Raw genomic sequence first — 25,592 nt, 5'->3', positions numbered from 1 at the left:
CCCACCTGCCACCAACCCGCACCCTGGCAGCCCTACGACACCACCTAACAAAGTCCTACTAGTTTGTGGTTCTGCCAGATCTGGACGATCCAGGTCGCGATGACGTGTTCGGCCTGTGCGAGTGTGAGGCTCGCATCTCGTTCCGGGTCGGCCCCGCGGTCGGCGACGTCGCCGCCGGTGAAGCCCAGCAGGTGCTCGAAGAGCATGGTCTGGATCGTGAGGAACTGGCGCTCGACCGCGAACTTGTCGGTCTGCCGCAGCACCCGGGCGGGCAGGATCCGGCAGCCGATCTCTCGCTCGACCTCCACCAGGTCGTGGTTCTTGTAGGGGCCGCCGTGGTCGGTGGTGACCGTCTCCGGGGCGAAGAACGGCAGAGCGGCGACCCGGTGCCCGGTGAACTCGGCGATCACGTCGGCCGGGACCCCGGCGTAGGGCCATTCCATGTCCTCGCCCCAGCCGTCCCGCATCGGCAATGGCAGCATCACGTCCCGCAGCAGCATCGCGACGTCGACCGACGTGTCGGACTGCAGCGTGAGCCGGAAGGCCGGCAGCCCGTGCGTGTAGAGATCGAGCGCGAGGGTCAGCGTCGCGGTGACCGCGTCGCCGAACACGGTCTCGCGCAGCTTCACCGGCATCGGGGTCGAGTCCAGCACCAGGACCTGGCCCGGGCGGTGGACCACCATCCGGCCCGAAACGCCGGCCTCCGCGGCGGCCTCCGCTGTCCGTCCGTAGCGTGGCCGGGCGCCTCCAGGCCCGAACCACTCCCTCCAGACGTCCGCGAACGTCCAACGGGAAGGGATCTTCTCGGCCGGAAACGCCGGAAACCGCTCGCGCATGTACTGGTGCATCAACCGGTGCCGGGCGGCCAGACTCAGGCGGGCGCGTTCCCCGCACTCGGCCTTGACCGCGAAGATCGCCTCACGGACCTCCTCGGTGACGCTGCGGTGGCCACTGCGTCGCCGGGTCCAGCGTCCGTCCGCGCAGGCCAGCAGGAGACTGTCGCCCGCGAGTCCCGACAGACGCTCCAGCGTCCGGAAACTGAGGTGCTGCAGACCGAGCCGGACCGCCTCCGGCCGGGGCATCGCCTTCATCTCCGCCGCCTTCGCGTACCGACGCTGGGTCAGCGTCGTACGGTCCGGGTCGTAAGCCGGACGAGGCTCTCCGGGCAGGGCCCGAGCCGGGTGCCCCTCCCGGAACCCCGTCTCGGCCTCCAGCACATGCGCAGCCCGCAGCCGGGCCCGCTCCACCTGGTCCTCGGTCAGGTCGGCCAGTGTCCTCGGCTGCCGCGAGACCGGCGCCGGCCGCCCAGGCGCTTCGGTCGCCGGAAGGAGTCGCAGGTCGGCGTGGTTGATGAGCCAGCGGAACGAGCGGGTCTCTGTGTGACCGCCGCCATCCACGAGCACGAGCCGCCCGAGCTGGCCGTGGACATCTTCAACCGTCCACTCGACGCCGTTGAGCGCGAGCCGTCTGCCCGGCGCGATCTGCAGAAATCCCCGCGCCGCCATCACACCCCCCAGATCAGTGAGCTGTCGCGCAGGGGACTGCCCAGATCAACGCCGAGCTCGCGCTGCCAGAGCAGCCGGACGATGTTGGCCCGGCCGACGGAAGGCACGCTGGTCGCGTCCGCCAGCGCGGAGAACGTCATCACGCGCCCCTTTCGGCCGCCGATGATCGTGAGCAGCTGGTCCCGCATGCCCAGCAGGTCCCTCACCGGCCGACGACGCGACGACAGGTGGTCGAGGACGCTCCAGACATGCGGGCGCCAGCCCGCGACCACCGAGTACTGCCAGCCGCAAGCCGCTGCCATCTCCCTGGCCGCCGCGAACTTCAGCGCGTCCTCGTCCTTGATCAGTCCCATCGGGCGTACGTCCATCAGCCACATCCCGCCACCGATGAAGGCCAAGTAATCCGGGATGTGCCAAGACGACCCGCTCTTGTGTCCGAAGTCCAGCCGGAACGGCTGCGACAGCACCTCCGACGCCCCCAGGAAGTCCAGCGCGACCAGCAGCCGCACTTCCTCCAGCGACTCGAAGCCGTGCCCCCTGCCCGTGGACGCCATCACCTCCAGGCCGGGGCGATGCCGCTGCTTCGCCCGCCAGGTGAACCCCCGCACCGGCCGGGACGACAGCACAGGAACATGAGCCATGTCGCGGACCGGCCAGCAGACCTCACCGGTACCCACCCGCCACGTCGAACTCCACCGCGAAATCCAGCCATCCGCAAGGTCGAGTTGATCCCGAAATGCGGCATCCCCGCTGTACCCCGCGACAAGCTCGTCGAGGCAACTCGAGTCCGACCGGATCCTTGCCCTGGCTACCTCGCTCACTCACCCAGAGCATCACCACCTGCATAACGAAAAGGCCCGATCTTCGGAACTGATCACAACTGTGACTTAGTACTGCAATTTGGCCCCTGTGGGAACCCGAACGCTCAGCGGCAGGACCGAGAGCTCGGCCTTCGGGAGTCAGTTGCCGGCCAGGCCCCACGCATCGAGCCCGCCGTAGATATGGGCCCTCAGGCAGTGGGGGGCGCTGAAGCCTGAGGCTTCGCCGCGGTAGATGGCGATGAGCGAGTCCTTGCCCCGCCACCAGGTGTCAGCGAGTCCCTGGACTTCGGGTACCGGCTCGAATCCGTCGAGGTTCACGTCCTCGACGGCGCTGCCTTTGATCTTCGTGATGCTCTTGGCCCAGTAGCCCGCGTGGCTGGCAAGTGCCAGGGCTTCCACCCATCCCTCTGTGCTGGCGTGCAGCGGCGTCCAGTGGTCAGCGTCGATCCCGAACTCACCTCCTGGCCCGATCATGAACCCGTGGGCCATGGAGACACGACAGTCGCCAGCCGGGAACCGCCATCCGTTCGCGGCTGAGCCCTCCGGGGCATCGGCTTCCAGAACGCGCGGGCCGCCCTCGTATTCGGGGGCCGGGGGCAGGGCGAGACCGCCCCAGCGCTCTTGGAAGGCGACAGCCCGGTCGATCTCGGCATCCGGAATCCCTTGCTTGAGCCATGCCTCCCGGAAGAGCTTGAGGTCGCGGTGTGGAACACGCAGCCCGTGTCCCTCAACGAAGTAACGAGCTCGCCGGCTCAAGCCCTCAGGCGCCTGAGGAATCACCGGCACTCGGGGGTCCGTCGTCACGGCTGCTGCCCCCCGCATGGAGAGGTCGGTGCGGCCGGGTGCGGCGGTGCCGACGGCTGCTGAGCGCTGGACCAACGGACAGGGGCGCCGCCGGGGCCGCCGGTGAGCCAGGAACCGTCGCCCAGGGGCACCAGCTCGTACGGGTTGCCCGCCTCAACGGTGAACTCGCCGCCGAGGGTGCCCGTGCGTACGTCGACCAGGTGGTGACGGAACCACTCCTCCTCGTCCTGACTCTCACCTCCCAGGGTGACGATGGCCGTGTCCTCGCTCAGGTAGCCGCCGCTCCATTCCACGAAGGACTCCTCCGGGTCGTACCCGAAGGCTTCGACAGGGAAGGTGAAGAGCACGTCCCCGTTGGGGTGGTCATGGAAGGCGACGTCCGCCTGCCCGTGGTCCACGGTCATGAACTGACGCCCGGACGGAGCCAGGTCGATCAGGCAGCGGTCCTGCCACGGGTACGTCACGAACTCCGGCTCGCTGTCCACCCCAACCGTGCCCCGGAGAATGACAGAGCCGTCCTGGCCCTCACCGATGTCGAGGTAGATGCTGCCGTCCACGGGATGCACGTGGTGGGAGGCGCCGTGCCCGACCGTCTCCAACTCGCAGCGGGCGAGAACCACACCGTTGTCGGCATCGTGCACGATCCACTGGTCCCCGCCCCCGCGGCCCGCCATCGCGTCCGGCCGGTAGACCCACACCGTCCGACCGTCCCGCGACAGCACACAGCCAGGCCGGTGGCCATGGGGTACGTCAGAGCGCGGTTCGAAGTCCGAGGCCCACACGAGGTCGCCGGCGCGCGTAAGGCAGACGACTCCGTTCAGCGTCGTGTACACGACCCGCTCCAGATCCCGCCGGACCACCGACGCCACGACCTCCTCGCCGTCCCTCGGCTGGAAGACCACTGCGGGCTCCAGCGTCCCGTAGACGTCGGGGCCCACGACGTAGGCGTGGATCCGCCCGTCGCGGAGACGCGTGATGACCTTCGGTGGCGGCTCAGGAATCATCCGCTGAGGCTAACGCCCAGCTCAGGAACCTCAAGAGCCGGGGCGGTGGGCGCCCGAGTCGGGTAGTCGGGCCGAGCACGGTAGTTGGCCGACCGGTTGCTCAGAACAGAGAGTCCCAGAGGACCTTTTCCGGGTCAGGTTCTTCTGGGTGGAGCATGCAGCGTCTGCAGCGCAGGAGTCCTGGTTCGTTAGTGCCCGAGGCGGCGCTCATCCACGGCAGGGCCTCCATGGCGTGTGCGCGCTCGTTGTCGGCGAGGGTGTCGACGGCCCGGCGGAGTTCCTCCGGTGCGGATTGGTCGGTGAGGCAGAGCCAGCCGACCGCCGCCGACAGACGGACTTCGGGGGCCTCCGCTCGGTCGTGCCACCGTTCGCGCAGCCACCTGACAGTCGGCGGGTACGGGTGGGCCCGGGTGATCTCGGCGGCGGCCAGGAGCAGGGCGGCGCGGACCATGGCGTCGCCTTCGGTGGCGAATCCGTTGGCCAAGGCAGTTCGGATGGTGTGGGCGGGGTCGGCGGCGGTCGCCAGGACGTAGGCGGCGTCGACGCGGACGGTGGGGTCGGAGTCTCCAAGAAGGGGCAGGAGCGCGGTGGTGGCGGTGGTGATCGCGGCTCGGGCGGCGGCCACCGACCAGCCGGCCGGGTAGCCGGTCACCTCGTAGCCGTAGTCGTCGTGGGTATCGGGGGCGTGGCGCTGGGGATCGTTGCGGTGGAGGAGGAATTCCTCGCGAGAGGCGACGCCGTGGTGTCTGGCACGGGCGGGGCCGGAGAGGACTGCGAGGGCGGCGGTGCGGTGTGGGTGGTGGGCGTTGATGGCGAGGGGAGTGAGGAACGGCACGGCGAGGGCGGCGGCGGCCCGGCTGTCGTCGGCGCACAGGCCCCACAGCACACCCGTCGCATCCACGACCGGTTCGCCGCCAGCGCGCAGGAGGGAAACTGCCTCCCGGACGTCGTACCCATGGGGGAAGTTACCCCACGGGACGGCATCCAAGTCCAAGGCCTGTCGAGTTTCGGGCAGGATACTGGCCACCGCCGCCCGCACGTCGAACGGCCCCCCCGAGAACGAGGCCAAGTCCGCCCCATCCGTCACTTTCCGACACATCTCGAACGTCGGATCGGTCCGCCAGTCCACGTCACACCCCAACCATCGAATCCTCGGAACTTGATCATGGCTGGCCCGGCGGCCCACCGGAAGCCTCTCGGCGGTGATCCAGCGGCCAGTACGGGGCCAACCGGAATGCTCAAGGGCCACCTACCGAGCTCAGTCACAGGCAGGCACAGGCTAGCTGCAACGCTCAAGGGCCAACGAGAGCGCCAAGTCTCAACAACGCAGCGTTACCGAAGCAAGATCCGCCAACTACTGCGCTCGTCCGCCAAGTAAAAATCTCGGTCGCACGGAGTGCCGGTGGGGCGCCGCTTCTTGATTGCATAAACGTGCATCGCCACGTATAGTCATGCCATCGAAGAGGAGGGTTCCATGGCGGTACGCGCAGCAGTGGCTGGAGCGAGCGGATACGCGGGCGGGGAAGTTCTGCGCCTGCTGCTCGCCCACCCCGAGGTGGAGATCGGCGCCCTGACGGGCAACTCGAACGCGGGGCAGCGTCTCGGCGCACTCCAGCCCCACCTGTTCCCCCTCGCCGACCGCGTCCTCCAGGAGACCACCCCCGAGGTCCTCGCCGGGCACGACATCGTCTTCCTGGCGCTGCCGCACGGGCAGTCCGCCGCCGTCGCCGAGCAGCTCGGACCGGACGTCCTCGTCGTCGACATGGGTGCCGACTTCCGGCTCAAGGACGCCGCCGACTGGGAGGCGTTCTACGGCAGCCCGCACGCCGGCACCTGGCCGTACGGCCTTCCCGAACTGCCGGGCGGCCGCGCCGCGCTGGAGGGGTCCAAGCGCATCGCGGTGCCCGGTTGCTACCCGACCGCCGTCTCCCTCGCGCTCTTCCCGGCGTACGAGGCGGGACTCGTCGAGAGCGAGGCCGTGATCGTCGCCGCCTCCGGCACCTCCGGCGCGGGCAAGGCCGCGAAGCCGCACCTGCTCGGCAGCGAGGTCATGGGGAACATGTCGCCGTACGGCGTGGGCGGCGGCCACCGGCACACCCCCGAGATGATCCAGAACCTCAGCGCCGCCGCGGGGGAGCGGGTCACCGTCTCCTTCACGCCGACGCTCGCACCGATGCCGCGCGGCATCCTCGCCACGTGCAGCGCGAAGGCGAAGGTCGGCGTCACCGCCGAGTCCGTACGCGCCGCCTACGAGAAGGCGTACGCCGACGAGCCGTTCGTGCACCTGCTGCCGGAGGGCCAGTGGCCCGCCACGGCGGCCGTGTACGGGTCGAACGCGGTGCAGGTGCAGGTCGCGTACGACGCGGCGGCCGGCCGCGTCATCGTGATCAGCGCCATCGACAACCTCACGAAGGGCACCGCGGGCGGTGCCGTCCAGTCCATGAACATCGCCCTGGGTCTCGACGAGACCACCGGGCTCTCGACGATCGGAGTCGCGCCGTGAGTGTGACGGCAGCCAAGGGATTCCAGGCCGCGGGCATCGCCGCCGGAATCAAGGAGAGCGGGAACGCGGACCTGGCCCTCGTGGTCAACCGCGGCCCCCGTCTGGCGGCCGCGGGCGTCTTCACCTCCAACCGCGTCAAGGCCGCCCCGGTCCTCTGGTCCGAGCAGGTCCTCAAGGGCGGACTCGTCTCCGCCGTCGTCCTCAACTCCGGTGGGGCCAACGCCTGTACGGGACCCAAGGGCTTCCAGGACACGCACGCCACCGCCGAGAAGGTCGCCGAGGTCCTCGACCTGAACGCGGGCGAGGTCGCCGTCGCCTCCACCGGCCTCATCGGCGTACTGCTCCCCATGGACAAGCTGCTGCCGGGCGTGGAGACCGCCGCGGCGCAGCTCTCCGAGCACGGCGGCGAGAAGGCCGCCATCGCCATCAAGACCACGGACAGCGTGCACAAGACGGCCGTGTACGAGGGTGACGGCTGGACCGTCGGCGGCATGGCGAAGGGCGCCGGCATGCTGGCACCCGGCCTCGCCACCATGCTCGTCGTCCTCACCACGGACGCCGACCTCGACAGCGACGTCCTCGACAAGGCGCTCCGCGACGCCACCCGGGTCACCTTCGACCGGGTCGACTCCGACGGCTGCATGTCGACCAACGACACGGTGCTGCTCCTCGCCTCCGGCGCCTCCGAAGTCGCCCCGGAGTACGCCGAGTTCGCGACCGCCGTACGCACCGTCTGCGACGACCTGGGGCGCCAGCTCATCGGCGACGCCGAGGGCGCCAGCAAGGACATCAAGGTCGAGGTGATCCACGCCGCGACCGAGGACGACGCCGTCGAGGTGGGCCGCTCCATCGCCCGGAACAACCTCCTCAAGTGCGCCCTCCACGGCGAGGACCCCAACTGGGGCCGCGTCCTGTCCGCCATCGGCACGACCGGGGCCGCCTTCGAGCCCGAGCGGCTGAACGTCGCGATCAACGACGTGTGGGTCTGCAAGAACGGCGGCGTGGGCGAGGACCGCGACAAGGTCGACATGCGCTACCGGGAGGTGCACATCGTCGCCGACCTGGCCGCGGGCACCGAGACCGCGACGATCTGGACGAACGACCTGACCGCCGACTACGTCCACGAGAACAGCGCGTACTCCTCATGAGCGAGACGAACGAGAAGACGAACGAGCACCAGAAGGCCTCCGCGCGGAAACACACCGCGCTGCCCAAGGCCCAGACGCTCATCGAGGCGCTGCCCTGGCTGACCCGGCACCACGGCAAGACCGTCGTCATCAAGTTCGGCGGAAACGCCATGATCGACGAGGAGTTGAAGGCCGCCTTCGCCCAGGACGTCGTGTTCCTGCACCACGCCGGGCTCAAGCCGGTCGTCGTGCACGGCGGCGGCCCGCAGATCAGCAGGGCGCTCGACAAGCACGGCATCGTCAGCGAGTTCAAGGCGGGCCTGCGGGTCACCACCGAGGACGCCATGGACGTCGTACGGATGGTGCTCGCCGGACAGGTCCAGCGCGAGCTCGTCGGGCTGCTCAACCAGCACGGTCCGCTCGCCGTCGGCCTCACCGGCGAGGACGCGCACACCATCACCGCCACCAAGCACCAGCCCCGCATCGAGGGCGAGTTGGTCGACATCGGCCGTGTCGGCGAGATCACCGAGATCGACACCGGCGCCATCGAGGCCCTGCTCGCCGACGGCCGGATCCCGGTCGTCTCCTCGATCGCCCGCTCCCAGGACGACCACCATGTCTACAACGTCAATGCTGATACGGCGGCTGCGGCACTCGCTGCTGCGCTGGACGCCGAGACGCTGATGGTGCTGACCGACGTCGAAGGCCTCTACGAGGACTGGCCGAACTCCGACGAGGTCATCAGCCGGCTCACCGCCACCGAACTCGAGAAGCTGCTCCCGGACCTGGCGAGCGGCATGGTCCCCAAGATGGAGGGCTGCCTGCACGCCGTGCGCAACGGCGTGCACACCGCCCGCGTCATCGACGGGCGGGTCCAGCACTCGATCCTGCTGGAGATCTTCACGGACGAAGGCATCGGCACGATGGTCGTGCCCGACGCGGAGGGGGACACCACGTCATGAGCAGCAACCACGAGTTGACCGAGCGCTGGCAGGGCGCCCTCATGAACAACTACGGCACACCGCGACTGCCCCTGGTCAAGGGCGCGGGGGCCACGCTGTGGGACGCCGACGGCAAGGAGTACCTGGACTTCGTCGGCGGCATCGCGGTCAACGCGCTCGGCCACGCCCACCCGGCGATCGTCGAGGCCGTCTCCACCCAGATCGCCTCCCTCGGGCACGTCTCGAACCTCTTCATCGCCGAGCCGCCCGTCTCGCTCGCCGAGCGTCTCCTCCAGCTGTTCGGCCGGGACGGCGCGGTCTACTTCTGCAACTCGGGCGCCGAGGCCAACGAGGGCGCCTTCAAGATCGGCAGGCTCACCGGCAGGCGCCACATGGTCGCCACGACCGGGGGCTTCCACGGCCGCACCATGGGCGCCCTCGCCCTGACCGGCCAGCCCGGCAAGCAGGACGGTTTCACCCCGCTCCCGGGCGACGTCACGCACGTCCCGTACGGGGACGCGGACGCGCTCCGGGCGGCGGTCACCGAGGAGACGGCGTTCGTCATCATCGAGCCGATCCAGGGCGAGAACGGAGCGGTGGTGCCGCCCGCCGGCTACCTCAAGGCAGCCCGGGAGATCACCCGCGCCACCGGCACCCTGCTCGTCCTCGACGAGGTGCAGACCGGCGTCGGCAGGACCGGACACTGGTTCGCGTACCAGGCCGACGAGGGCATCGAGCCCGACGTCGTCACGCTCGCCAAGGGGCTCGGCGGCGGTCTTCCGCTCGGCGCGACCGTCGCGTTCGGCGAGGCGGCCCGGCTGCTGAAGCCCGGCCGGCACGGCTCGACGTTCGGCGGCAACCCGATCGCGTGCGCGGCGGGCCTCGCGGTCCTCGACACGATCGCGTCCGAGGGCCTGCTGGAGAACACCAAGCGGATCAGCGAGCGGCTCACGGCCGGAATCGAGTCGATCGGCCACCCGCTGGTCGGCCACGTCCGGGGCGCGGGCCTCCTCCTGGGTATCGTGCTCACCGGGCCGCGCGCACCCCAGGTGCAGCAGGCGGCCCAGGACGCGGGCTTCCTGGTGAACGCGCCCGCACCCGACGTCATCCGGCTCATGCCCCCGCTGAACCTGACCGACGCCGAGGCGGACGCGTTCCTCGCGGCGCTGCCCGCCGTACTGGACACGGCCGTGGCCGACGGGGAAGCACGAGCTTGAGGATGGGACGACGACGATGAGCAGCAAAGCGGAGAAGGCGGAGAGGGACGAGCAGGCCGCGAGGAACGTGGCGCTCGCCCACCACCCTCATGGCCCTGCTGTGCCCCAGACGCGCACCGCGCGCCACCGCCGGATCGTGGACATCCTCAACCGGCAACCGGTGCGTTCGCAGAGCCAGTTGGCGAAGCTGCTCGCCGACGACGGACTCAACGTCACGCAGGCCACGCTCTCGCGCGACCTGGACGAGCTGGGCGCGGTCAAGATCCGCAACACCAACGGCGAGTTGATCTACGCCGTGCCCAGCGAGGGCGGCTTCCGCACCCCGCAGGCGCCGCTCGGCGAGTCGGCGAAGGAGGAGCGCATGCGCCGCCTCGCCGGTGAACTGCTCATCTCCGCCGAGGCGTCGGCGAACCTGGTGGTGCTGCGCACACCGCCGGGCGCGGCCCAGTTCCTCGCCTCGGCCATCGACCAGGCCGAACTGCACGTCATCCTCGGCACGATCGCCGGTGACGATACGTTGCTGCTGATCAGCCGGGACCCGGCGGGCGGCCAGGCGCTGGCGGAGCACATGCTCCGCCTCGCCCAGAACGATCACTGACGAATCGCGACGGACCGGCCGGTTCCCGGGCCGCGGTCAAGGGCTCAGCCCTCGGCCGCGGCCTTCGCGCGGTACGACATCCAGGCCGCGACCAGCGCGCCCGAGACGTTGTGCCACACCGAGAACACCGCGGCGGGCAGCGCCGCGAGCGGGCTGAAGTGGGCCGTGGCCAGCGACGCGGCGAGCCCCGAGTTCTGCATGCCGACCTCGAAGGCCATCGCCCGCGACGCCGGCGGGCCGAGCCGCGCCAGCTTCCCCGCGCCGTAGCCCAGGGCGAGGCCGAGGCCGTTGTGCAGCACCACCGCGAGCAGCACGAGCGCGGCCGCCGACCTGATGGCCTCGGCGCTGCCCGCCACCACCACGGCGACGATCACCGCGATGGTCAGCGCCGACAGCCACGGCAGCAGCCCGAGGAGACGGTGCACGTACCGGCCGAGCACCAGCCGCACGAGCAGCCCCGCGATGACCGGCAGCAGCACGGTCTTGAGGATGTCCGTCATCATCGACCCGGCGTCCACCGGCAGATAGGCGCCCGCGAGCAGCAGCGTCAGCGGCGGCGTGATCAGCGGCGCGAGGACCGTGGAGACGGTCGCGACGGAGACCGACAGGGCGACGTCGCCGCGCGCCAGGAACGTCACGACATTGGACGCGGTGCCGCTCGGCGCACAGCCGACGAGGATGACGCCGGCCGCCAACTGCGGGGACAGGCCCAGGGCGTGGGCGATGGCCCAGCCGAGCCCCGGCATGATCACGTAGTGCGCGACGAGCCCCAGACCGACGGCCCAGGGGCGTCGCGCGACCCCCTTGAAGTCGTCGAGCGTCATGGTCAGGCCCATGCAGAACATGACCACGCCCAGGAGATAGGGCACGTTGGTGCCCCACCCGGCGAAGGTGCCGGGCGCGGCGAGGCCCCAGGCGCCCGCGACGAGGACGAGTACGGGGAAGACGGTGACGGCGAGCCGCGCCGCACGGTCGGCGGCCGCGCCCGTCCCCTCAGGGGAAGCCGGGGGAGACGCCGAGGGCGCCGAGGGCGTGGGGGAAGGTGTGGTCGGCTGTTCGGTTTCGCTGTGCACCGGGCGATGCAACGCCGCGGCCGGGCGCCCGTGCAACCGCGTCTCGATATGTGGTCGCTACACGGGTTTGGTCGGGGAGGTGCCGGCCAAGCCGCCGGTCGCCCACGTCGTCCCGTCCGTCGCCACCGCGAACGCCGAGACGTCCGCCAGTGTCGCCAGCCAGCCCTGCGCCTCGACTCCCTTGGCGTACGCGGCTGTTGCCAAGGTGTCGGCCTCCGTCAGGCTCGCGCACACCACCGTCAGGGAGGCCGGGGCGCCGACCGGCGGCGCCCCCGTACGGGGATCGACGATGTGACAGCCCCGCTCGGCGGTGCCCGACGTGGCCACCGCCAGCGGTCCCGCGGGCGAGGTGACGACCGCCGCGACCTTGCCCGGCAGCAGCGGGTGCGCGATCCCCACCCGCCAGGGACCGCCGTGGAGCTGGATGTCGCCGCCGCCGTTCACACACACGTCGGTGGCGCCCGCGTCCCGCAGCAGCCCCGCAGCACGCTCGACGGCCCACCCCTTCACGAGACCGCTCGGATCGAGCCCGGACCCGTACCCGACGGTGAACGCGCCACCGCTGCGGGCCTCGGCCCGCGCGCACAGGCCGAGCACCTCGTCGACCTCGGCACGCCAGGCCCCGGGCACGGTGCCGCCCCGCGCGAGCAGGCTGATCGCGCTGTCCGGACGGAATGGCGAGAAGACCCGGTCGGTGTGGTGCAGCAGTCGTTCGGCGGCGTCGAACGCCGCACGGACGGCGGGAGTCGGGCGCCCCCGGGTCGTGAGCGAGAACACCGTGCCCATCGTGTGCACGGTGCGGTGCGGCTCCGGCGTCTCAGCCATGGGCCTGGTCCAGCGCGCTCTGCAAGGACGACATGTAGCCCTCGCTCGTGAACGTCGCGCCCGACACCGAGTCGAGCCGCGCGCTCTGCGCGTCGAGGGTCTCCTGGACGAGGGTCGGCACCGCCGAGGCGTTGATCTGCTGACTGCGCGGATCGCCGGATGGTGACTGCACCGCCCGCGCCGCCGTGATCTTCGAGCCCTCCAGCGTGATCTCGACCTGCATCGGCCCGTACCGGGTCTGCACCACGTCTCCGGTGACGGTCCGGGACGTCGACGTGCCGGACGAGGAGCCGCCACCGGCCGACGAACTCCCGGACGGACTCGCGGACGGCGCGGGGACGGCCCCGGAGCCGACGGCCCCGGACGGCGCGGTGTGCGGTTTGAGCGCCAGGGCGAGGACCGGCACGGTGACGGTCGCGGCGCAGGTCAGGACGGTGCGACGGAGGGCGTGAGACTTCATGGCGCGGCTCACAGTTCGAAGGACTCGTGGTGGATACGGGACGCGGGCACACCCGCCGCCCGCAGGGCGTCGTACGCGGCGTCGGTCAGCCCCGGCGGCCCGCAGAGGAACACGTCGTGCTCGGCGATGTCGGGCAGCGTCCAGCGCAGCCCGTCGGCGGTGATCGGGGTCCGGGTCCCGTCCGGGGCGTTGAGCGCGTACACCAGCCGGGCGCCGCGCCGCGCGGCTATGGCCTCCACCTCCTGGCGCAGCGCCAACTCCTCGGCGGTACGCGCCCGGTAGAAGAGCGTGAGCTCGCCCGGCGCGGCGCGCAGCGTCTCGAAGAGGGTGCGCAGCGGCGTGATGCCCGTGCCGCCCGCGAGCAGCAGCACCTTGCGCCGACGCCGCCGCCCCGCGGTCAGCGCCCCGTACGGGCCCTCGGCCCACACCCGGGTGCCGCGCCCGAGCGAGGCGACCGCCGCGCTGTGGTCGCCGAGCGTCTTCACCGTGATCCGCAGCAGGTCGTCCCGCGGCACGGCCGACAGCGAGTACGGGTGCGAGGCGCCCCACATGCCCTGTGTCAGGAACCGCCACCGCAGGAACTGCCCCGGCTGCGCGCCGAGCCGGTCCAGGTCCCGCCCGCGCAGCCACACCGAGTGCACGCCCGGCGCCTCCCGCACCACGGCCTCGACCCGCAGCCGATGCCGCAGATTGAGACGTACGGGGACGAGGACCCGGAACCACAGCACCAGCGCGGCCGTGCCGCCGTACAGCACGTACCAGGCCGCCCGCGCCGCCGCGCTGCCCACGAAGTCGGCGCCCAGGGCCAGTTGGTGCCAGAAGGCCAGGAACACGGCGGCGTACGTGAGCAGATGCAGGTAGTACCAGGTCTCGTAGCGCATCCGGCGGCGCACCGCCCGCGCCGAGACGAACCCCACCGCCAGCAGGATCGCCGCGCCCAGCGTGCCCTTCAGCATCTCCGGCAGGTCCAGGACGATCGTGAGGAACTCACGGACCGGGCCGACCCGGGCCTGCGCCGCGTACCCGAGCGTGATCAGGACGAGATGGCCGAGGAGCAGGCCGACCGTCCAGCGCCCCGCCGACGCGTGCCAGCGGGCCGTCCGGTCGCTGCCCACACCCCGCTCCAGCCACGGAACCCGGGCCATCAGGGCGACGAGCAGCGCGCACATGTAGCCGCACAGCAGCCCGGTGATCCGCCCGGCCCCGTTCAGCCAGCCCGCCGCGCCGACGACGGAACCGGTGTCGTGCCACCACAGGGCGAACACCGCGATGCCGCCCGCCCACGCCGCGGCCAGCAGCGGCACGGCCGGCGAGTGCCGGGAGGGCGCCGCGGGCGCGCGGTGGCGTATCGGCGGCGGGCTGTGGGCCACTGACACCATGGCGGCGGCTCCTCGCTGGGCTCGGGCTGCCACTGTGCGGCGCCAAGTTCTGAGCGACCTCTGAACCGGGGCCCCACCACGGCACCTGAGAGCGGCTTCAGAGGTGATTCAGAGGAAACCGAGAGATCCTGGGGAGGCCATGAACCCACGCCCCGCCGCCCTGACCCGCCCCGACGGATCCCCCGTGCGCGTCCTCGTCGTCGACGACGAGCCCGACCTCGCCGAGGTGGTCAGCGGTGCCCTGCGCTACGAGGGCTGGGAGGTGCGCACCGCGCCGACCGCCCGCGCCGCCGTCGAGGCCGCCCGCGACTTCCGGCCCGACGCCGTGGTCCTCGACATCATGCTGCCCGACCGCGACGGACTGTCCGTGCTGCGTGACCTGCGCGCCCACCAGCCGCACGTCTGTGTGCTCTTTCTGACCGCGCGCGACACCGTGGAGGACCGCATCGCGGGCATCACCGCGGGCGGCGACGACTACGTGACCAAGCCGTTCGCCCTGGCCGAGCTCGTCGCCCGGCTGCGCGGGCTGCTGCGCCGGGCCGGCATGACCCGGGAGCGGGCCGCCGACGCGCTGCTCACGGTCGGCGATCTCACCATGGACGAGGACGCCCACGAGGTGATCCGGGGCGGGCAACCGGTGGACCTCTCGCCGACCGAGTTCCAGCTGCTGCGCTGCCTGATGCGCAACCCGCGCCGCGTCCTGAGCAAGGCCCAGCTCCTCGACCTCGTCTGGTCCTACGACTTCGGCGGCCAGGCCCATGTCGTCGAGCTGTACATCTCGTACCTCCGCAAGAAGATCGACGCGGGCCGCGCACCCATGATCCACACGGTGCGCGGCGCCGGGTACGTCCTCAAGCCGGTCGCCCCGTGAGGAGGCCGCGGGCGCCGTGGCCGCACACCCTGCGCGGCCGGCTGACCGCCGGGCTCGTCGTGCTCCTCGCGGTGAGCTGCGCCGCCGTCGGCCTCGCCGCCGTCCTGGAACTCGGCGGCTTCCTCACCGACCGGCTCGACCAGCAACTGCGCGACACCGGGACCACCTACCCGGCCAGCCTCGAACACCGCGGCACCCGCGACAAAGGAGGCGGGGACGACGAGGCGGCGGAGTACGAACGGGGCGACACCCGCCGCCAGGCCACCGGCACCCTCGGCGTGCGCACCGTCGACGGCACCGTCACCCAGGCGGCCGTGGTCCGCTCCGGCAGCGACCCCGCCGACCAGGCGGTGACCCTGGACGCCGCCGACGAGAAGGCCCTCGCGGCCGTCCCCACGGACGGGAACGGGCACACGGTCTGCCTGTCCACGCTCGGCTCGTACCGGGTCATGGCCGACCGGGGCCGCGACGACGACGTGCTGCTCACCGGCCTGCCGACCGAGCCCGTCGAGGCCACCGTCCACCGGCTCGAACTCGTCTGCGCCCTCGTCTTCGGCATCGCCCTCGTCGTGACCGGCGTCGCCGGCGCGCTCTGGGTGCGCTGGTCGCTGCGCCCCCTCAGCCGCGTCGCCGCCACCGCCACCAAGGTCAGCGAACTCCCGCTGGCCAGCGGCGAGGTGGCGCTGCCCGCGCGGGCCCCCGAGACCGGGCCGCCCGACAGCGAGATCGGCCGGGTCACGCTCGCCTTCAACCGCATGCTGGGCCACGTCGAGAACGCCCTCACCCGCCGCCACCGCAGCGAGGAGCGGCTGCGCGCGTTCTCCGCCGACGCCAGCCACGAACTGCGCACCCCGGTCGCGTCCGTGCGCGGCCACGCCGAACTCGCCCTGCTCCACCCGGGACCCGTCCCGCCGGAGGTGACCCGGGCCCTGGAGCGCATCGCCGCCGAGTCCGGCCGGATGGGCGCCATGGTCGACGACCTGCTGCTCCTCGCCCGCCTCGACGCGGGCCGCCCCCTCGACAGGGAACCCGTCGACCTGACCCGGATCGTCCTCGACGCCGTCACCGACGCCCGCGCGGCCGGACCCGATCACCGCTGGCTGCTCGACCTGCCCGAAGAGCCGGTCACCGTGCCCGGCGACGCCCACCGCCTGCACCAGCTCCTGGCCAACCTCCTCGGCAACGCCCGGCTGCACACCCCGCCCGGCACCCAGGTCACCGCCGGACTCGCGCCGGGCACGGACGAGGTGCTGCTCACGGTCACCGACGACGGTCCCGGCATCCCCGCCGAGCTGCGCGACACCGTCTTCGAACGGTTCGTGCACGGCGAGGGACGCCGCACCGAGGGCGGCGGCACCGGCCTCGGCCTGTCCATCGTCGCCGCGGTCGTCGAGGCGCACGGCGGCTCCGTCTCGGTCACCGGCGAGGCGGGCGGGACCACGTTCACCGTGCGCCTGCCGCGTGCCCCGGGGCTCAGTACCGGGTGATCGCCGTCGCCCCGCCGGACGTCCCGATCGCGAGGTGCGGCGCCTTCCCCGGCCGCGCCCACGCGAGGATCCGCCGCATCGCGTCCTTCGGCACGGACACGCAACCGGCCGTCGCCGCCCGCCCGTTGACGTGCAGGAAGATCCCCGCGCCGCGGCCGCGCACCGGACGGTCGTAGTTGAAGCCGACGACGAGGGCGTACGCGTACTGCGTGCCGTAGTCGGCGAGGTGCTCGGACTCCGACGCGCGGCAGTCGGCCGGGCGGGGCTCGGTCCAGCGGTTGTAGGAGCGGGAGTCGTTGTCCTGGCACCACCAGGACGCGCGGTGCACCCGGCGGTACGCGGTCCGCGTGCCGCCGGGTGCCGCCTCGATGCCGAACGCGAACGGCAGGTCGTACAGGCCGGTGGGCGTCGTGTTCGTCCCCTGCTTGCGCTTGACGCCCTCGACCAGCCCCTTCGCCCCGAACCGGGCGGGCGCCGAACCGGTCTTCACCCAGCGCCCGTCCGCCCGCCGGTCCCACCAGGTGACCGTGCCGGTCGTGGCGGACGCGCGGGGCGCCTCGGCGGTGACGAGCTGACGCCCGCCGCCCGTGTCGGCCATACGGGCCGGCAGCGGAACGGCGGCGGCACCGGCGGGCGGGGCGGCACCCAGCGCGACGAAGGAGGCGAGAGCGACGGCGATACCTGCTCGTAAGGGACGCATGCCTCAGAACGTAGCGGGCGGCAGCGGCAACGGCAGCCCCGGTAGTCCGTCCAGGCTCTGCCCGATGTGCTCCTTCTTCTCGAAGTAGGCGGCGAGTTCGCCGTCGTCCTTGCGCGCGAAGTAGTCGCCGTGCAGGGTGCGCTCCTCGTCGTACGTCATGAAGGGCACCGCGAACCCGCAGGTGTCACGGACGAGTTCGACGCGTACGACGATGACGGAGCGCAGGCCGTGCCGCTTCACGTCGAGGTCGGGGAAGTGCCCGAGGAGCTCGCCGAAGCGCGGGTCGTCGCGGAAGACGGCCTCGCCGCTGCCGTGCACCCGCACGATGGTCGGCGGGCCCTGGAACGCGCACCACATGAGGGTGATCCGGCCGTTCTCGCGCAGGTGGGCGATGGTCTCGGCGTTCGAGCCGGCGAAGTCGAGGTAGGCGACGGTCAGTTCGTCGAGGACGGCGAAGGACCCCTTGAGGCCCTTGGGGGAGAGGTTCACGGTGCCGTCGCCGGAGAGCGGCGCGGTCGCGGTGAAGAACACCGGCTGCTCTTCTATGAAGGTGCGCAGACGGCCGTCGATGCGTTCGTACGTTTTTCCCATGCGGCGATTTTTCCACGCGTTTTTCGCGCGTCCATGACAGAAGCCGGAGTTCTGCGGCGCCGGGTCCGCCGTCCGCGCGCCGACGGAGCGTCCCGTTGACAAAACATACGGAGGTCTGCATAGTTATGCCTAGAGGGCACCGGCGCGACGCCGCATGACCCGGACAGCGGCACACCGGCAGAACGAGGAGCAATCGTGAGCAGCAACACCGGAGACGTCCGCCTCTGGGGCGGCCGGTTCGCCGACGGCCCGGCCGAGGCCCTGGCGAAACTCTCCGCGTCCGTCCACTTCGACTGGCGCCTCGCCCCGTACGACATCGCGGGCTCCCGTGCCCACGCGCGCGTGCTGCACAAGGCGGGCCTGCTCACCGAGGACGAGTTGCAGCGGATGATCGCCGGTCTCGACCAGCTGGAGGCGGACGTCGCGGACGGCTCCTTCGTGGGCACCATCGCCGACGAGGACGTCCACACCGCCCTGGAGCGCGGCCTGCTGGAGCGCCTCGGCCCCGACCTCGGCGGAAAGCTGCGCGCGGGCCGCTCGCGCAACGACCAGGTAGCGACGCTGTTCCGGATGTACCTGCGCGACCACGCCCGGATCATCGGCGGCCTCGTCGCCGACCTCCAGGAAGCCCTCGTCGGGCTCGCCGAGGCGCACCCGGACGTCGCGATGCCCGGCCGCACGCACCTCCAGCACGCCCAGCCGGTGCTCTTCGCCCACCACGTCCTGGCGCACGTGCAGTCCCTGTCCCGGGACGCGGAGCGGCTGCGGCAGTGGGACGAGCGGACGGCGGTCTCCCCGTACGGCTCGGGCGCGCTCGCCGGTTCCTCGCTCGGCCTCGACCCTGAGGCGGTGGCGAAGGACCTCGGCTTCGAGCACGGCAGTGTCGCGAACTCCATCGACGGCACGGCGTCGCGCGACTTCGTCGCCGAGTTCGCCTTCATCACCGCGATGATCGGGGTGAACCTCTCCCGCGTCGCGGAGGAGATCATCATCTGGAACACGAAGGAGTTCTCCTTCGTCACGCTCCACGACGCCTTCTCCACCGGCTCGTCGATCATGCCGCAGAAGAAGAACCCGGACATCGCCGAGCTGGCGCGGGGCAAGTCCGGCCGCCTCATCGGCAACCTCACGGGCCTGATGGCGACCCTCAAGGCCCTTCCGCTCGCGTACAACCGCGACCTCCAGGAGGACAAGGAGCCGGTCTTCGACTCCTGCGACCAACTGGAGATCCTGCTCCCGGCGTTCACCGGCATGATGGCCACCCTCACGGTCAACCGCGAGCGCATGGAGGAGCTGGCCCCGGCCGGCTTCTCGCTCGCCACGGACATCGCCGAGTGGCTGGTCAAGCAGGGCGTGCCGTTCCGCGTGGCGCACGAGGTCGCGGGCGAGTGCGTGAAGGTCGCCGAGGCCGACGGCAAGGAGCTGGACGAGCTCACCGACGACCAGTTCGCGAAGATCTCCGAGCACCTCACGCCGGAGGTGCGTTCGGTCCTGAACGTGCCGGGGGCGCTGGCCTCCCGCTCCGGCCGAGGCGGCACGGCGCCCAGCGCGGTCGCCGCCCAACTCGCCGAGGTCAAGCAGGACCTGACGGTGCAGCGGACCTGGGCGGACGCGAAGAAGTAGTCCCCGCACGGCGATCCACGCGGCCCGGCCCCTTCGGGGGACCGGGCCGCGTCGCGTTGTCAGTGGTCACCTCTACAGTTCGAGCAGTTGATCAGCACGGGCTGTCGGGGAGGCAGTTGTGGGGTGGATGGTGGCGGGCGACTATGAGGTCGCCCTGGACGAGACCGGCAAGGTCGTCTGCCGGAACGGCAAGGGGAGGCTGCTGAAGTCGGTCCCGCCGAAGATCGCCGACGAGCCGGCCGTGGTGGGCCTGCGCCAGCTCACCGAGTGGCTGGAGCGCCACGAGCGCGAGGCCCGCGACCAGGTGGAGAACTGGATGACGCGGTCCCTGCCCGTCCCCGCCGCCGTCCTCGCCCGGGTCTGGCCCGACCCCGCCTGGCGCGCCGCCCTCCAGGACCTCGTGGTCACCGGGGAGGACGGCACGGTCGCCGGCTTCCTGCGCGACGCGGACGCGGAGCGCGGCATCGGCCTCGTCGACCTGGACGGCGACACGGTCCGCGTCAGCCCCGAGCAGATCCGCATCCCGCACCCTGTGCTCCTCGAAGACCTCGACGAACTGCGCGAGTTCGCGGTGGAGCTCGGCGTCGGGCAGGGCGTCCAGCAGCTGTTCCGCGAGACCTATGTGCGCGGCGCCGACCGCGACCTGTCGGCCAAGGCCGTCGACGACTACGAGGGCGGCGTGTTCAAGGAGCTCCGCTTCCTCGTGGGCCGCGCCACCTCGCTCGGCTACCGCGTCCGCGGCGGCCAGGCGGTGCTGCCCGTCCTCGAAGCGGGCCGCGGCGTCGAGGCCCGCGTCTGGGTCGGTGACTACGAGGGCTACGAGGAGACCGAGACGGGCCCCCTGACCTGGACCACCCCGCAGGGCGCCGCACTGCCCCTCGGCGAGGTCGGCCCGGTCGCCTGGTCCGAGGGCATGCGCATGGCCGCCGCCCTGTACGCGGGCCGCGTCCTCGAGGACACGGAGCAGGCGGCATGAGCACCCACGACGACCAGCACGACCAGCACGACCAGCACGGGAATACGGGGGACACGAGCATGCGGGCAGAGACGGGTACGGACACGGGCGTACTGCTGGAGGCGGGCGCCGTCCTGCCGCCCGGCACCCACCGGGGCGAGGACGCCGACGCGCTGACGGTCCGCGCGTACGCGCACCCCGTCCTCGAAGGCCGCACCGTCGTCCGCCTGGTGCCCGAGACCCTCGGCGAGGCCGAGGACCTCGCCCTCGATTTCCTCGGACTGCACCGCACCGCGCTGCACAGCGGCCTCGGCCAGGTGCGCCGCGAGACGCTCGGCTTCCCCGCCTGGCCCCTCGTCCACGACCCGGCCAACGGACACCACGCGCTGGCCCTCGTCAAGGACGTCGAGCGGTACTCCCGGATGGCCAAGTCCCGCGCGGGCGCCGCGAAGGAGGGCTTCGAAGCACTCGGCGAGCGCCTCGGCCGCTCCGTGCCGCACTTCCTGCCCACCTTCTACGAAGAGGCCGGACGCGCCTTCCTGCGCCACGAGAACACCACCTACGCGGCGACCTTCTTCGGCAAGGCCCGCGAGGCCGAGCGGGTGCACAGCCTCGCCGTCGACGAGGAGCGGCAGCGCGCCGTGTTCCTGGAGTTCGCCTTCGCCGGGGCGCTCACCGTCAAGGCGCTCAAGGACCACGTCGGCGACCTCACCCGCCGGCTCAGCCCCGAGGCCGCCTGGCGGCAGTACCGGCAGCTCGTCGTCGAGCGGTGCGGCGCCGGCATGCCGCCGTACGCGGCGCTGCCGCAGGACGCGCGCCGCCTCATCAAGGGCGCGGGCCTGGACCGCGTCACCGAGGAGACCGCACTCCTCGCCGAACTCATCGCCTCCCCGGCCGTGGTGCGCGCCCCCGCCTCGTTCTGGACGGCCTACCGGGCCACGCTCGTCGTCCTCGCCCACGAGCGACCGGCCGTGCGCGCCCGGCTGCTGGAGTTCGTGCCGACCGGCCTCGGCCGGGGCGCCGCCGCCGAGCGGCAGTGGCTCGACCTGCTCGCCGAGTCCGGTGCCGAGGCACTGCTCACCGCCCCCGAGGCGACCCCGGACGTGGACGCGGGCGGCTGGCTGTCCCGCTGGGCCGCGCACCTCCAGGGCGGCTGGCGCGGCAAGCGCCGCACCCCGCTGACGTACGCGCTCGTGGAGCGCATGGCGGCCCGGCTCGTCGCCGAGGGGCGGCCGGTGGACCTGGACCGTGCCGGGACCGCCTGGCACACCAGGATGGACCTCGACCTCGCCGACCTGTGCCTCTCCCTCGGCGTCCCGCTCACCGACCCCCACCCCGACCCGGAGCCGAACGCCTACGGCAGGCGCCGCGGCCTCGGACTCGACGAGTGGCTCGACGGGACCGACGAGGACCGCCGCGACCTGGCCGCGCTCGCCGCCGACCCGCGCTTCGCGCCGCTGCTGCGGGCCGAGATCGGCTTCGGCCGGTGGAACCACCGGCACACCGGATTCGTCGCCGGGCACCCCGTGCTGCGCGGCGTACTGGGCGACTGGCTCGACGAGCAGGCCGACGCGCTCACCCGCGCCGCCGGACTGCCCGGCGCCGAGTCCGCCCTGAACCACCTGCGGCGCTTCCGCTCCGTCGCCGCCGACGTCAACCCCGCCGCCGTGGACCGCGTCCGCCGCCACGACCTCACCCGTCACCTCGCCCGCACCCTGCGCGCCGGGATCGTCGACGAGCTGGGCTGGCCCGCGCTCGACGAGGCGATGCGCCGGCTCGGCCCCGCGCCCAGGATCCGGCACGGCCAGCCGTACGTGATCCAGGAGGCGTGGCCCGCGCTGATCGTCGCCCACCGCGACAAGGCCGTCGTCGTCGGCCCGGACGGCATCCTCCTGGAGCACGAGCTGCGCGTGCCCGGCGCCGCCGACGACTGGAGCAGCCGGGCCTTCCGGTACGTCGACGGGGATCTGCTGGTCGCCTGGTGGGAGAGCGGCGGCGCCCGTGCCTACTGGACCTCGCGCCCCGGCCACGTCTTCGAACCCGTCATGCACCGCAGCCTCTTCTGGCAGCACCAGGCCGTCGACGCGAGCGTGCCGCTGCCCGCCGGCGGCCGCACCACCGGCGCCCGCCCGCTGCACGCGGGCGACACCCAGGTGCCCGAGAGCCACCAGATCATCGGTGACGGCGTCGGCCACTGGCGCCGGCGCGTGACCAGCACCGGATCGTCCTGGATCGAGTACGACGCGGCGACCGGCGCCACCGGACGGGCCTCGCTGCCCGGCCACTTCGCGGCCGCTGTACGCGACGACAGCCCCCTGCGCCTCGCCGACTGCCATCTGCTCCCGCTCCAGCCCGGCCTCGAAGGCACCCCCCTCGGCACCGACGGCACCGTCGTCGGCCACTGGGTCCGCGCCGACGGCGACCACCTCACGGCGGGCACCCCGGGCGGCGGCACCGTCTCGCTCCTGGACCGCGGGGGTGTCGTGCCCGTCGGCGCGCTGCGACTGCCCGGCGGAGCGACGCCGGTGCTCGGCGTGCTGGGCGGCGGACTCGGGCTGTACGAGGACGGGACGGCGCCCGCGGACGGCGCGTTCGGCTCCGTGCACAGAGGGCCCGGCGGCGGGCGGTACGCGGCGGGCACGCCCTCGTGCCGCCGCTGCCGTTCTGGCACGCGCTGCGGTCCCGCGACGAAGCGGGCTCCAAGGCGCTGCGCGACTGCGCCGACGCGACGGCCGCCGCCCTCGTCGACGAACTCGCGGCGATCCACGTGGAGCACAGCGCCGCCACCCGCGGCGAGCGCACCGACGAACAGCGCGCCCAGGACGCCCTGGAGCTGCGCGCCCGGTCGACCGCCGCCGTCGCCCGCGCCCTGCCCGGCGTCACCGACCCGGCGCTGCGCGAGGGCATCACCTCCATCGCCGGTGTCGCACTTCAACTGTGCGTGTCCGCACGGCAGTTCACCGATCCGGAACCGGCCGACGCATCGACCGCCGGGGCTCAGCGGCCGCCTCGCGACATGTACGCGGACTTCACTCCCGAACACGGCAGCGACACCCTGCTGCTGAGGGCGGTCCGTACCGTCGTCGGCCACGGCGTGACCGGCCACTGGTCCGGCGACGTGCCGCACGCGCTGCGCCAGATCAAGGCCGTCGGCGACGTCCTGTCCGGCCTCCCGGCGAGCGGCCCCGCCCCGCACCGCGGCACCCCGCCGCTCGCCAACGGCTGGACGCGCGACGACGGCACCGTCCCGGCCGGCGGAGCCGGCTGGCCGCGGCTGCTGCCGCATCTGACGGCCCTCGCCCGCCGGGCCACCGTGCCGTTCACGGACGAGTCCGAACGCACCGCGCTGCTCCACCTCTTCGACGCCCTCGCGAGCGGCCCGCTCGCCGCGGGCACCGCCACCCTGCGCCGCGTCGTCCTGCGGGAACAGCCCCTGAAGCAGGGCCAGACGCCCCAGCGCAGGGGAGAGGTACACCGCTGCGGCGAGCGCACCGTCGTCCTGCTGCACAGCGAGAACGTGTACGACAGCACCTACCAGCACCGCACCGTGGAGTGGATCGGCCTCGACCACGACCCGAGCGGAGCCTTCGGCGCGGTCGGCCACTTCACGGTGCACCGCAGCGAGCCCCTGGCGGCGAGCCTCGGCGGCGACCGGCTGACCGAACTCGCCGCGCTCGTGCGGGAGTTCGGGCCCGTGGCCTGGAGCCCCGACGCCGTCGCCGAGCTGGCCGCCGCTCCCGGCTGCGGACCGGCGCAGGCCGCGCTGCTCCTCCTGGGACGCCCCGGCGGCACGCTCACCGCGGACGACCTGGCCGAGTGCCGCGACGTCGCCGGACTCACCCGGACCCAGGTCGAGGCCGGTGAACAGCGCCTGCGCGCGCTGCCCGCCGACGCGCGGTACGAGGTCGCCGCGGCGCTGCTGCCCGCCGACACCGCCGCCCTGTGGCGCACCGGGCCCGACGTGGCCGCCGCGCGCGCCGGGTGGACCGAGCGGTTCGGCGGCCTCGTACGGCTCACCGAGGACGTGGACACCGTGGCCCTCGGCATCCCCGACCTGTCCGCCACGGAAGCCGTCCTGAACCCCGACCGTCACGCCTGGCTGTCCCGCACCACCACCCAGCGCGTCGCCGAACAGGGGCGGCTCACGGCGGACGCCCCCGAGGCGCTGCCCCGCCCGCGCACCCTCACCGCGGCGGTCGACGGCCTCGCCGCCCTCGCCTACGGACTGCCGTACGGGCACCCGCTGCGGGCCGTGCTGCCCGCCGGCCAGGTTGCGCTGCGTGCCCGGCTCGCCGACCCCGGCCTCTTCCTGGACTGCGGACTGTCCTGGCCCGAGAAGGGCCGCGCCACGACCGCCGCCCGGCTCCGCACGGCGTACGGGCTGCCCGAGGCGGGCGGCGAGGACGCGGACGGACTCACCCGCGCCGGGGCCGCGTTCGTCCTGCACCCCGCGCACGGCGACCGCGAGATGACACTGCTGCGGCCGGCCGGGCTCACCGGGCCCGACGACCCGGCGATCGGACTGGTCGAGGGCATCGTCGGCTCCGGCGCGGCGCGCATGCTGCGCCGCATCGCCGCCCTGCTCGGCGGCGACCTCACCCGCGCCCTCGCCGCCGACGGCGACTTCGAGGGCCCGGCCCAGGACCCCACGCGCAGCGTGCCCGCCCTCGTCACCGAGGTCGCCGCCGACCGCGGCATCGGAGCGGACGCCGCCGCGCTGTACCTCCAGCTCCTCGCCCTGCCCGACCCCACGGACCGGAGCACGGCCCGCTGGACGGGCTGGAAGCCGGCCCGCCTCAAGAAGGCCCGCGCCGAACTCGCCGCCACCGATCTGGTCGTCGAGGCCAAGCGCGCCCGCGCCGGGCGCGGCCTCTTCCTGCCGGGCCCCTGGCTCGCCCTCAAGGCTCCGGCCCTGCCCCTCGAAGGATGGAAGAGCGGGTTCTACGACGTGACGGGACACACCAGGACCGTGCCTCTGCTGCCCGTTCCCGAACTGTTCGCCCGCGCCTGGGAGCGGGTCCGCTCCGGAGACGTACCGGCCTACGAGGAACTGACCACGCGGGCGACCCGGAAGGGGCGGGCCCGTGGCTGATCCCGCACCGCACCCG

22 protein-coding genes are annotated in these 25,592 nt (G+C 72.6%); 11 read left to right on the top strand and 11 right to left on the bottom strand.

The genetic code is table 11. The features are described 5' to 3' along the window. Positions 1-44 precede the first annotated feature (44 nt). From V2W30_RS07200 to V2W30_RS07180, 5 genes are all read right to left on the bottom strand, one after another. Positions 45-1,505 (bottom strand): hypothetical protein, encoded by a 1,461-nt coding sequence (locus V2W30_RS07200; RefSeq protein WP_338694583.1) that lies wholly within the window; start codon positions 1,503-1,505, stop codon positions 45-47. Next, positions 1,505-2,146 (bottom strand): hypothetical protein, encoded by a 642-nt coding sequence (locus V2W30_RS07195; RefSeq protein ID WP_338694582.1) that lies wholly within the window; start codon positions 2,144-2,146, stop codon positions 1,505-1,507. Before V2W30_RS07195 ends, V2W30_RS07200 begins: the two co-directional genes overlap by 1 nt. A 318-nt stretch (positions 2,147-2,464) precedes the next feature. Then, positions 2,465-3,130, bottom strand: a complete 666-nt coding sequence (locus V2W30_RS07190; protein WP_338694581.1) for a hypothetical protein — start codon at positions 3,128-3,130, stop codon at positions 2,465-2,467. After that, positions 3,127-4,134 carry a hypothetical protein gene (locus tag V2W30_RS07185; RefSeq protein ID WP_338694579.1) on the bottom strand — a complete coding sequence of 336 codons (1,008 nt, stop codon included), beginning with the start codon at positions 4,132-4,134 and terminating at the stop codon, positions 3,127-3,129. Before V2W30_RS07185 ends, V2W30_RS07190 begins: the two co-directional genes overlap by 4 nt. 100 nt (positions 4,135-4,234) lie before the next feature. Then, positions 4,235-5,035 (bottom strand): hypothetical protein, encoded by an 801-nt coding sequence (locus V2W30_RS07180; RefSeq protein ID WP_338694577.1) that lies wholly within the window; start codon positions 5,033-5,035, stop codon positions 4,235-4,237. A 573-nt stretch (positions 5,036-5,608) separates the two neighbouring features. Here V2W30_RS07180 and argC point away from each other — a divergent pair. Genes argC through V2W30_RS07155 form a run of 5 tightly spaced genes read left to right on the top strand, consistent with a single transcriptional unit; the run spans position 5,609 to position 10,520 of the window. Next, positions 5,609-6,637 carry an N-acetyl-gamma-glutamyl-phosphate reductase gene (argC, locus tag V2W30_RS07175; RefSeq protein ID WP_338694575.1) on the top strand — a complete coding sequence of 343 codons (1,029 nt, stop codon included), beginning with the start codon at positions 5,609-5,611 and terminating at the stop codon, positions 6,635-6,637. Further along, on the top strand, positions 6,634-7,785 hold the full coding sequence (argJ, locus tag V2W30_RS07170; protein ID WP_338694573.1) for a bifunctional glutamate N-acetyltransferase/amino-acid acetyltransferase ArgJ: 1,152 nt from the start codon (positions 6,634-6,636) through the stop codon (positions 7,783-7,785). The genes argC and argJ overlap by 4 nt, the downstream gene beginning before the upstream one ends. Continuing rightward, a complete protein-coding gene (argB, locus tag V2W30_RS07165) occupies positions 7,782-8,726 on the top strand; it encodes an acetylglutamate kinase (protein ID WP_338694571.1) in 945 nt (314 codons plus the stop codon). Before argJ ends, argB begins: the two co-directional genes overlap by 4 nt. Next, entirely contained in the window at positions 8,723-9,922 is a 1,200-nt protein-coding gene (locus V2W30_RS07160; RefSeq protein ID WP_338694569.1) for an acetylornithine transaminase, read from the top strand. The genes argB and V2W30_RS07160 overlap by 4 nt, the downstream gene beginning before the upstream one ends. Before the next feature lie 16 nt (positions 9,923-9,938). Further along, positions 9,939-10,520, top strand: coding sequence for an arginine repressor (locus V2W30_RS07155; RefSeq protein WP_338694567.1), 582 nt, complete (start codon positions 9,939-9,941; stop codon positions 10,518-10,520). A 44-nt stretch (positions 10,521-10,564) separates the two neighbouring features. On the opposite strand, the gene V2W30_RS07150 is transcribed toward V2W30_RS07155, so the two are convergent. From V2W30_RS07150 to V2W30_RS07135, 4 genes are read right to left on the bottom strand one after another with little or no spacing between them, the layout of a single operon-like run. Next, positions 10,565-11,593, bottom strand: a complete 1,029-nt coding sequence (locus V2W30_RS07150) for a bile acid:sodium symporter family protein (protein ID WP_338694564.1) — start codon at positions 11,591-11,593, stop codon at positions 10,565-10,567. A gap of 57 nt (positions 11,594-11,650) precedes the next feature. Next, positions 11,651-12,418, bottom strand: a complete 768-nt coding sequence (locus V2W30_RS07145; protein ID WP_338694562.1) for an FAD:protein FMN transferase — start codon at positions 12,416-12,418, stop codon at positions 11,651-11,653. Beyond that, positions 12,411-12,878: an FMN-binding protein gene (locus V2W30_RS07140; RefSeq protein ID WP_338694560.1), complete on the bottom strand. Its 468-nt coding sequence runs from the start codon at positions 12,876-12,878 to the stop codon at positions 12,411-12,413. The genes V2W30_RS07145 and V2W30_RS07140 overlap by 8 nt, the downstream gene beginning before the upstream one ends. Before the next feature lie 8 nt (positions 12,879-12,886). After that, positions 12,887-14,257: a ferredoxin reductase family protein gene (locus tag V2W30_RS07135; protein WP_338694558.1), complete on the bottom strand. Its 1,371-nt coding sequence runs from the start codon at positions 14,255-14,257 to the stop codon at positions 12,887-12,889. Positions 14,258-14,396: 139 nt separating this feature from the next. Between V2W30_RS07135 and V2W30_RS07130 the strand changes: the two genes are divergently transcribed. Together V2W30_RS07130 and V2W30_RS07125 are read left to right on the top strand one after the other, a co-directional pair. Then, positions 14,397-15,128, top strand: coding sequence for a response regulator transcription factor (locus V2W30_RS07130; RefSeq protein ID WP_338694557.1), 732 nt, complete (start codon positions 14,397-14,399; stop codon positions 15,126-15,128). Beyond that, positions 15,125-16,615, top strand: a complete 1,491-nt coding sequence (locus tag V2W30_RS07125) for a HAMP domain-containing sensor histidine kinase (protein ID WP_338694555.1) — start codon at positions 15,125-15,127, stop codon at positions 16,613-16,615. The genes V2W30_RS07130 and V2W30_RS07125 overlap by 4 nt, the downstream gene beginning before the upstream one ends. On the opposite strand, the gene V2W30_RS07120 is transcribed toward V2W30_RS07125, so the two are convergent. Further along, positions 16,602-17,315: a L,D-transpeptidase family protein gene (locus tag V2W30_RS07120; RefSeq protein WP_338694553.1), complete on the bottom strand. Its 714-nt coding sequence runs from the start codon at positions 17,313-17,315 to the stop codon at positions 16,602-16,604. The genes V2W30_RS07125 and V2W30_RS07120 overlap by 14 nt on opposite strands. A 3-nt stretch (positions 17,316-17,318) precedes the next feature. Then, a complete protein-coding gene (locus V2W30_RS07115) occupies positions 17,319-17,906 on the bottom strand; it encodes a pyridoxamine 5'-phosphate oxidase family protein (RefSeq protein WP_338694552.1) in 588 nt (195 codons plus the stop codon). 195 nt (positions 17,907-18,101) lie between these two features. Between V2W30_RS07115 and argH the strand changes: the two genes are divergently transcribed. The 4 genes from argH to V2W30_RS07095 all read left to right on the top strand — a co-directional run bounded on the left by argH (position 18,102) and on the right by V2W30_RS07095 (position 25,576). Next, the gene (gene argH / locus V2W30_RS07110) at positions 18,102-19,529 is read left to right on the top strand and encodes an argininosuccinate lyase (RefSeq protein WP_338694550.1); all 1,428 of its coding nucleotides are present in this window, start codon (positions 18,102-18,104) and stop codon (positions 19,527-19,529) included. 118 nt (positions 19,530-19,647) lie between these two features. Continuing rightward, positions 19,648-20,505, top strand: a complete 858-nt coding sequence (locus tag V2W30_RS07105; protein ID WP_338694548.1) for a DUF4132 domain-containing protein — start codon at positions 19,648-19,650, stop codon at positions 20,503-20,505. Further along, positions 20,502-23,549, top strand: a complete 3,048-nt coding sequence (locus V2W30_RS07100) for a hypothetical protein (protein WP_338694546.1) — start codon at positions 20,502-20,504, stop codon at positions 23,547-23,549. Before V2W30_RS07105 ends, V2W30_RS07100 begins: the two co-directional genes overlap by 4 nt. Beyond that, positions 23,501-25,576 (top strand): hypothetical protein, encoded by a 2,076-nt coding sequence (locus V2W30_RS07095; RefSeq protein WP_338694544.1) that lies wholly within the window; start codon positions 23,501-23,503, stop codon positions 25,574-25,576. The genes V2W30_RS07100 and V2W30_RS07095 overlap by 49 nt, the downstream gene beginning before the upstream one ends. Positions 25,577-25,592: the final 16 nt, after the last annotated feature.

Origin of the sequence: Streptomyces sp. Q6 (assembly GCF_036967205.1) — a bacterium.
Taxonomy (GTDB): domain Bacteria; phylum Actinomycetota; class Actinomycetes; order Streptomycetales; family Streptomycetaceae; genus Streptomyces; species Streptomyces citrinus.
The sequence above is the reverse complement of the archived record's forward strand: the minus strand, read 5'-3'. Positions and strand labels throughout refer to the sequence as shown.

Bases quoted from the DNA above. Each gene is read 5' to 3' on its own strand.
- V2W30_RS07200 (WP_338694583.1), bottom strand. From the start codon at position 1,505: ATGGCGGCGCGGGGATTTCTGCAGATCGCGCCGGGCAGACGGCTCGCG.
- V2W30_RS07195 (WP_338694582.1), bottom strand. From the start codon at position 2,146: ATGGCTCATGTTCCTGTGCTGTCGTCCCGGCCGGTGCGGGGGTTCACC.
- V2W30_RS07185 (WP_338694579.1), bottom strand. From the start codon at position 4,134: ATGATTCCTGAGCCGCCACCGAAGGTCATCACGCGTCTCCGCGACGGG.
- argC (WP_338694575.1), top strand. From the start codon at position 5,609: ATGGCGGTACGCGCAGCAGTGGCTGGAGCGAGCGGATACGCGGGCGGG.
- argB (WP_338694571.1), top strand. From the start codon at position 7,782: ATGAGCGAGACGAACGAGAAGACGAACGAGCACCAGAAGGCCTCCGCG.
- V2W30_RS07160 (WP_338694569.1), top strand. From the start codon at position 8,723: ATGAGCAGCAACCACGAGTTGACCGAGCGCTGGCAGGGCGCCCTCATG.
- V2W30_RS07155 (WP_338694567.1), top strand. From the start codon at position 9,939: ATGAGCAGCAAAGCGGAGAAGGCGGAGAGGGACGAGCAGGCCGCGAGG.
- V2W30_RS07145 (WP_338694562.1), bottom strand. From the start codon at position 12,418: ATGGCTGAGACGCCGGAGCCGCACCGCACCGTGCACACGATGGGCACG.
- V2W30_RS07140 (WP_338694560.1), bottom strand. From the start codon at position 12,878: ATGAAGTCTCACGCCCTCCGTCGCACCGTCCTGACCTGCGCCGCGACC.
- V2W30_RS07135 (WP_338694558.1), bottom strand. From the start codon at position 14,257: ATGGTGTCAGTGGCCCACAGCCCGCCGCCGATACGCCACCGCGCGCCC.
- V2W30_RS07130 (WP_338694557.1), top strand. From the start codon at position 14,397: ATGAACCCACGCCCCGCCGCCCTGACCCGCCCCGACGGATCCCCCGTG.
- V2W30_RS07120 (WP_338694553.1), bottom strand. From the start codon at position 17,315: ATGCGTCCCTTACGAGCAGGTATCGCCGTCGCTCTCGCCTCCTTCGTC.
- V2W30_RS07115 (WP_338694552.1), bottom strand. From the start codon at position 17,906: ATGGGAAAAACGTACGAACGCATCGACGGCCGTCTGCGCACCTTCATA.
- V2W30_RS07100 (WP_338694546.1), top strand. From the start codon at position 20,502: ATGAGCACCCACGACGACCAGCACGACCAGCACGACCAGCACGGGAAT.
- V2W30_RS07095 (WP_338694544.1), top strand. From the start codon at position 23,501: ATGTACGCGGACTTCACTCCCGAACACGGCAGCGACACCCTGCTGCTG.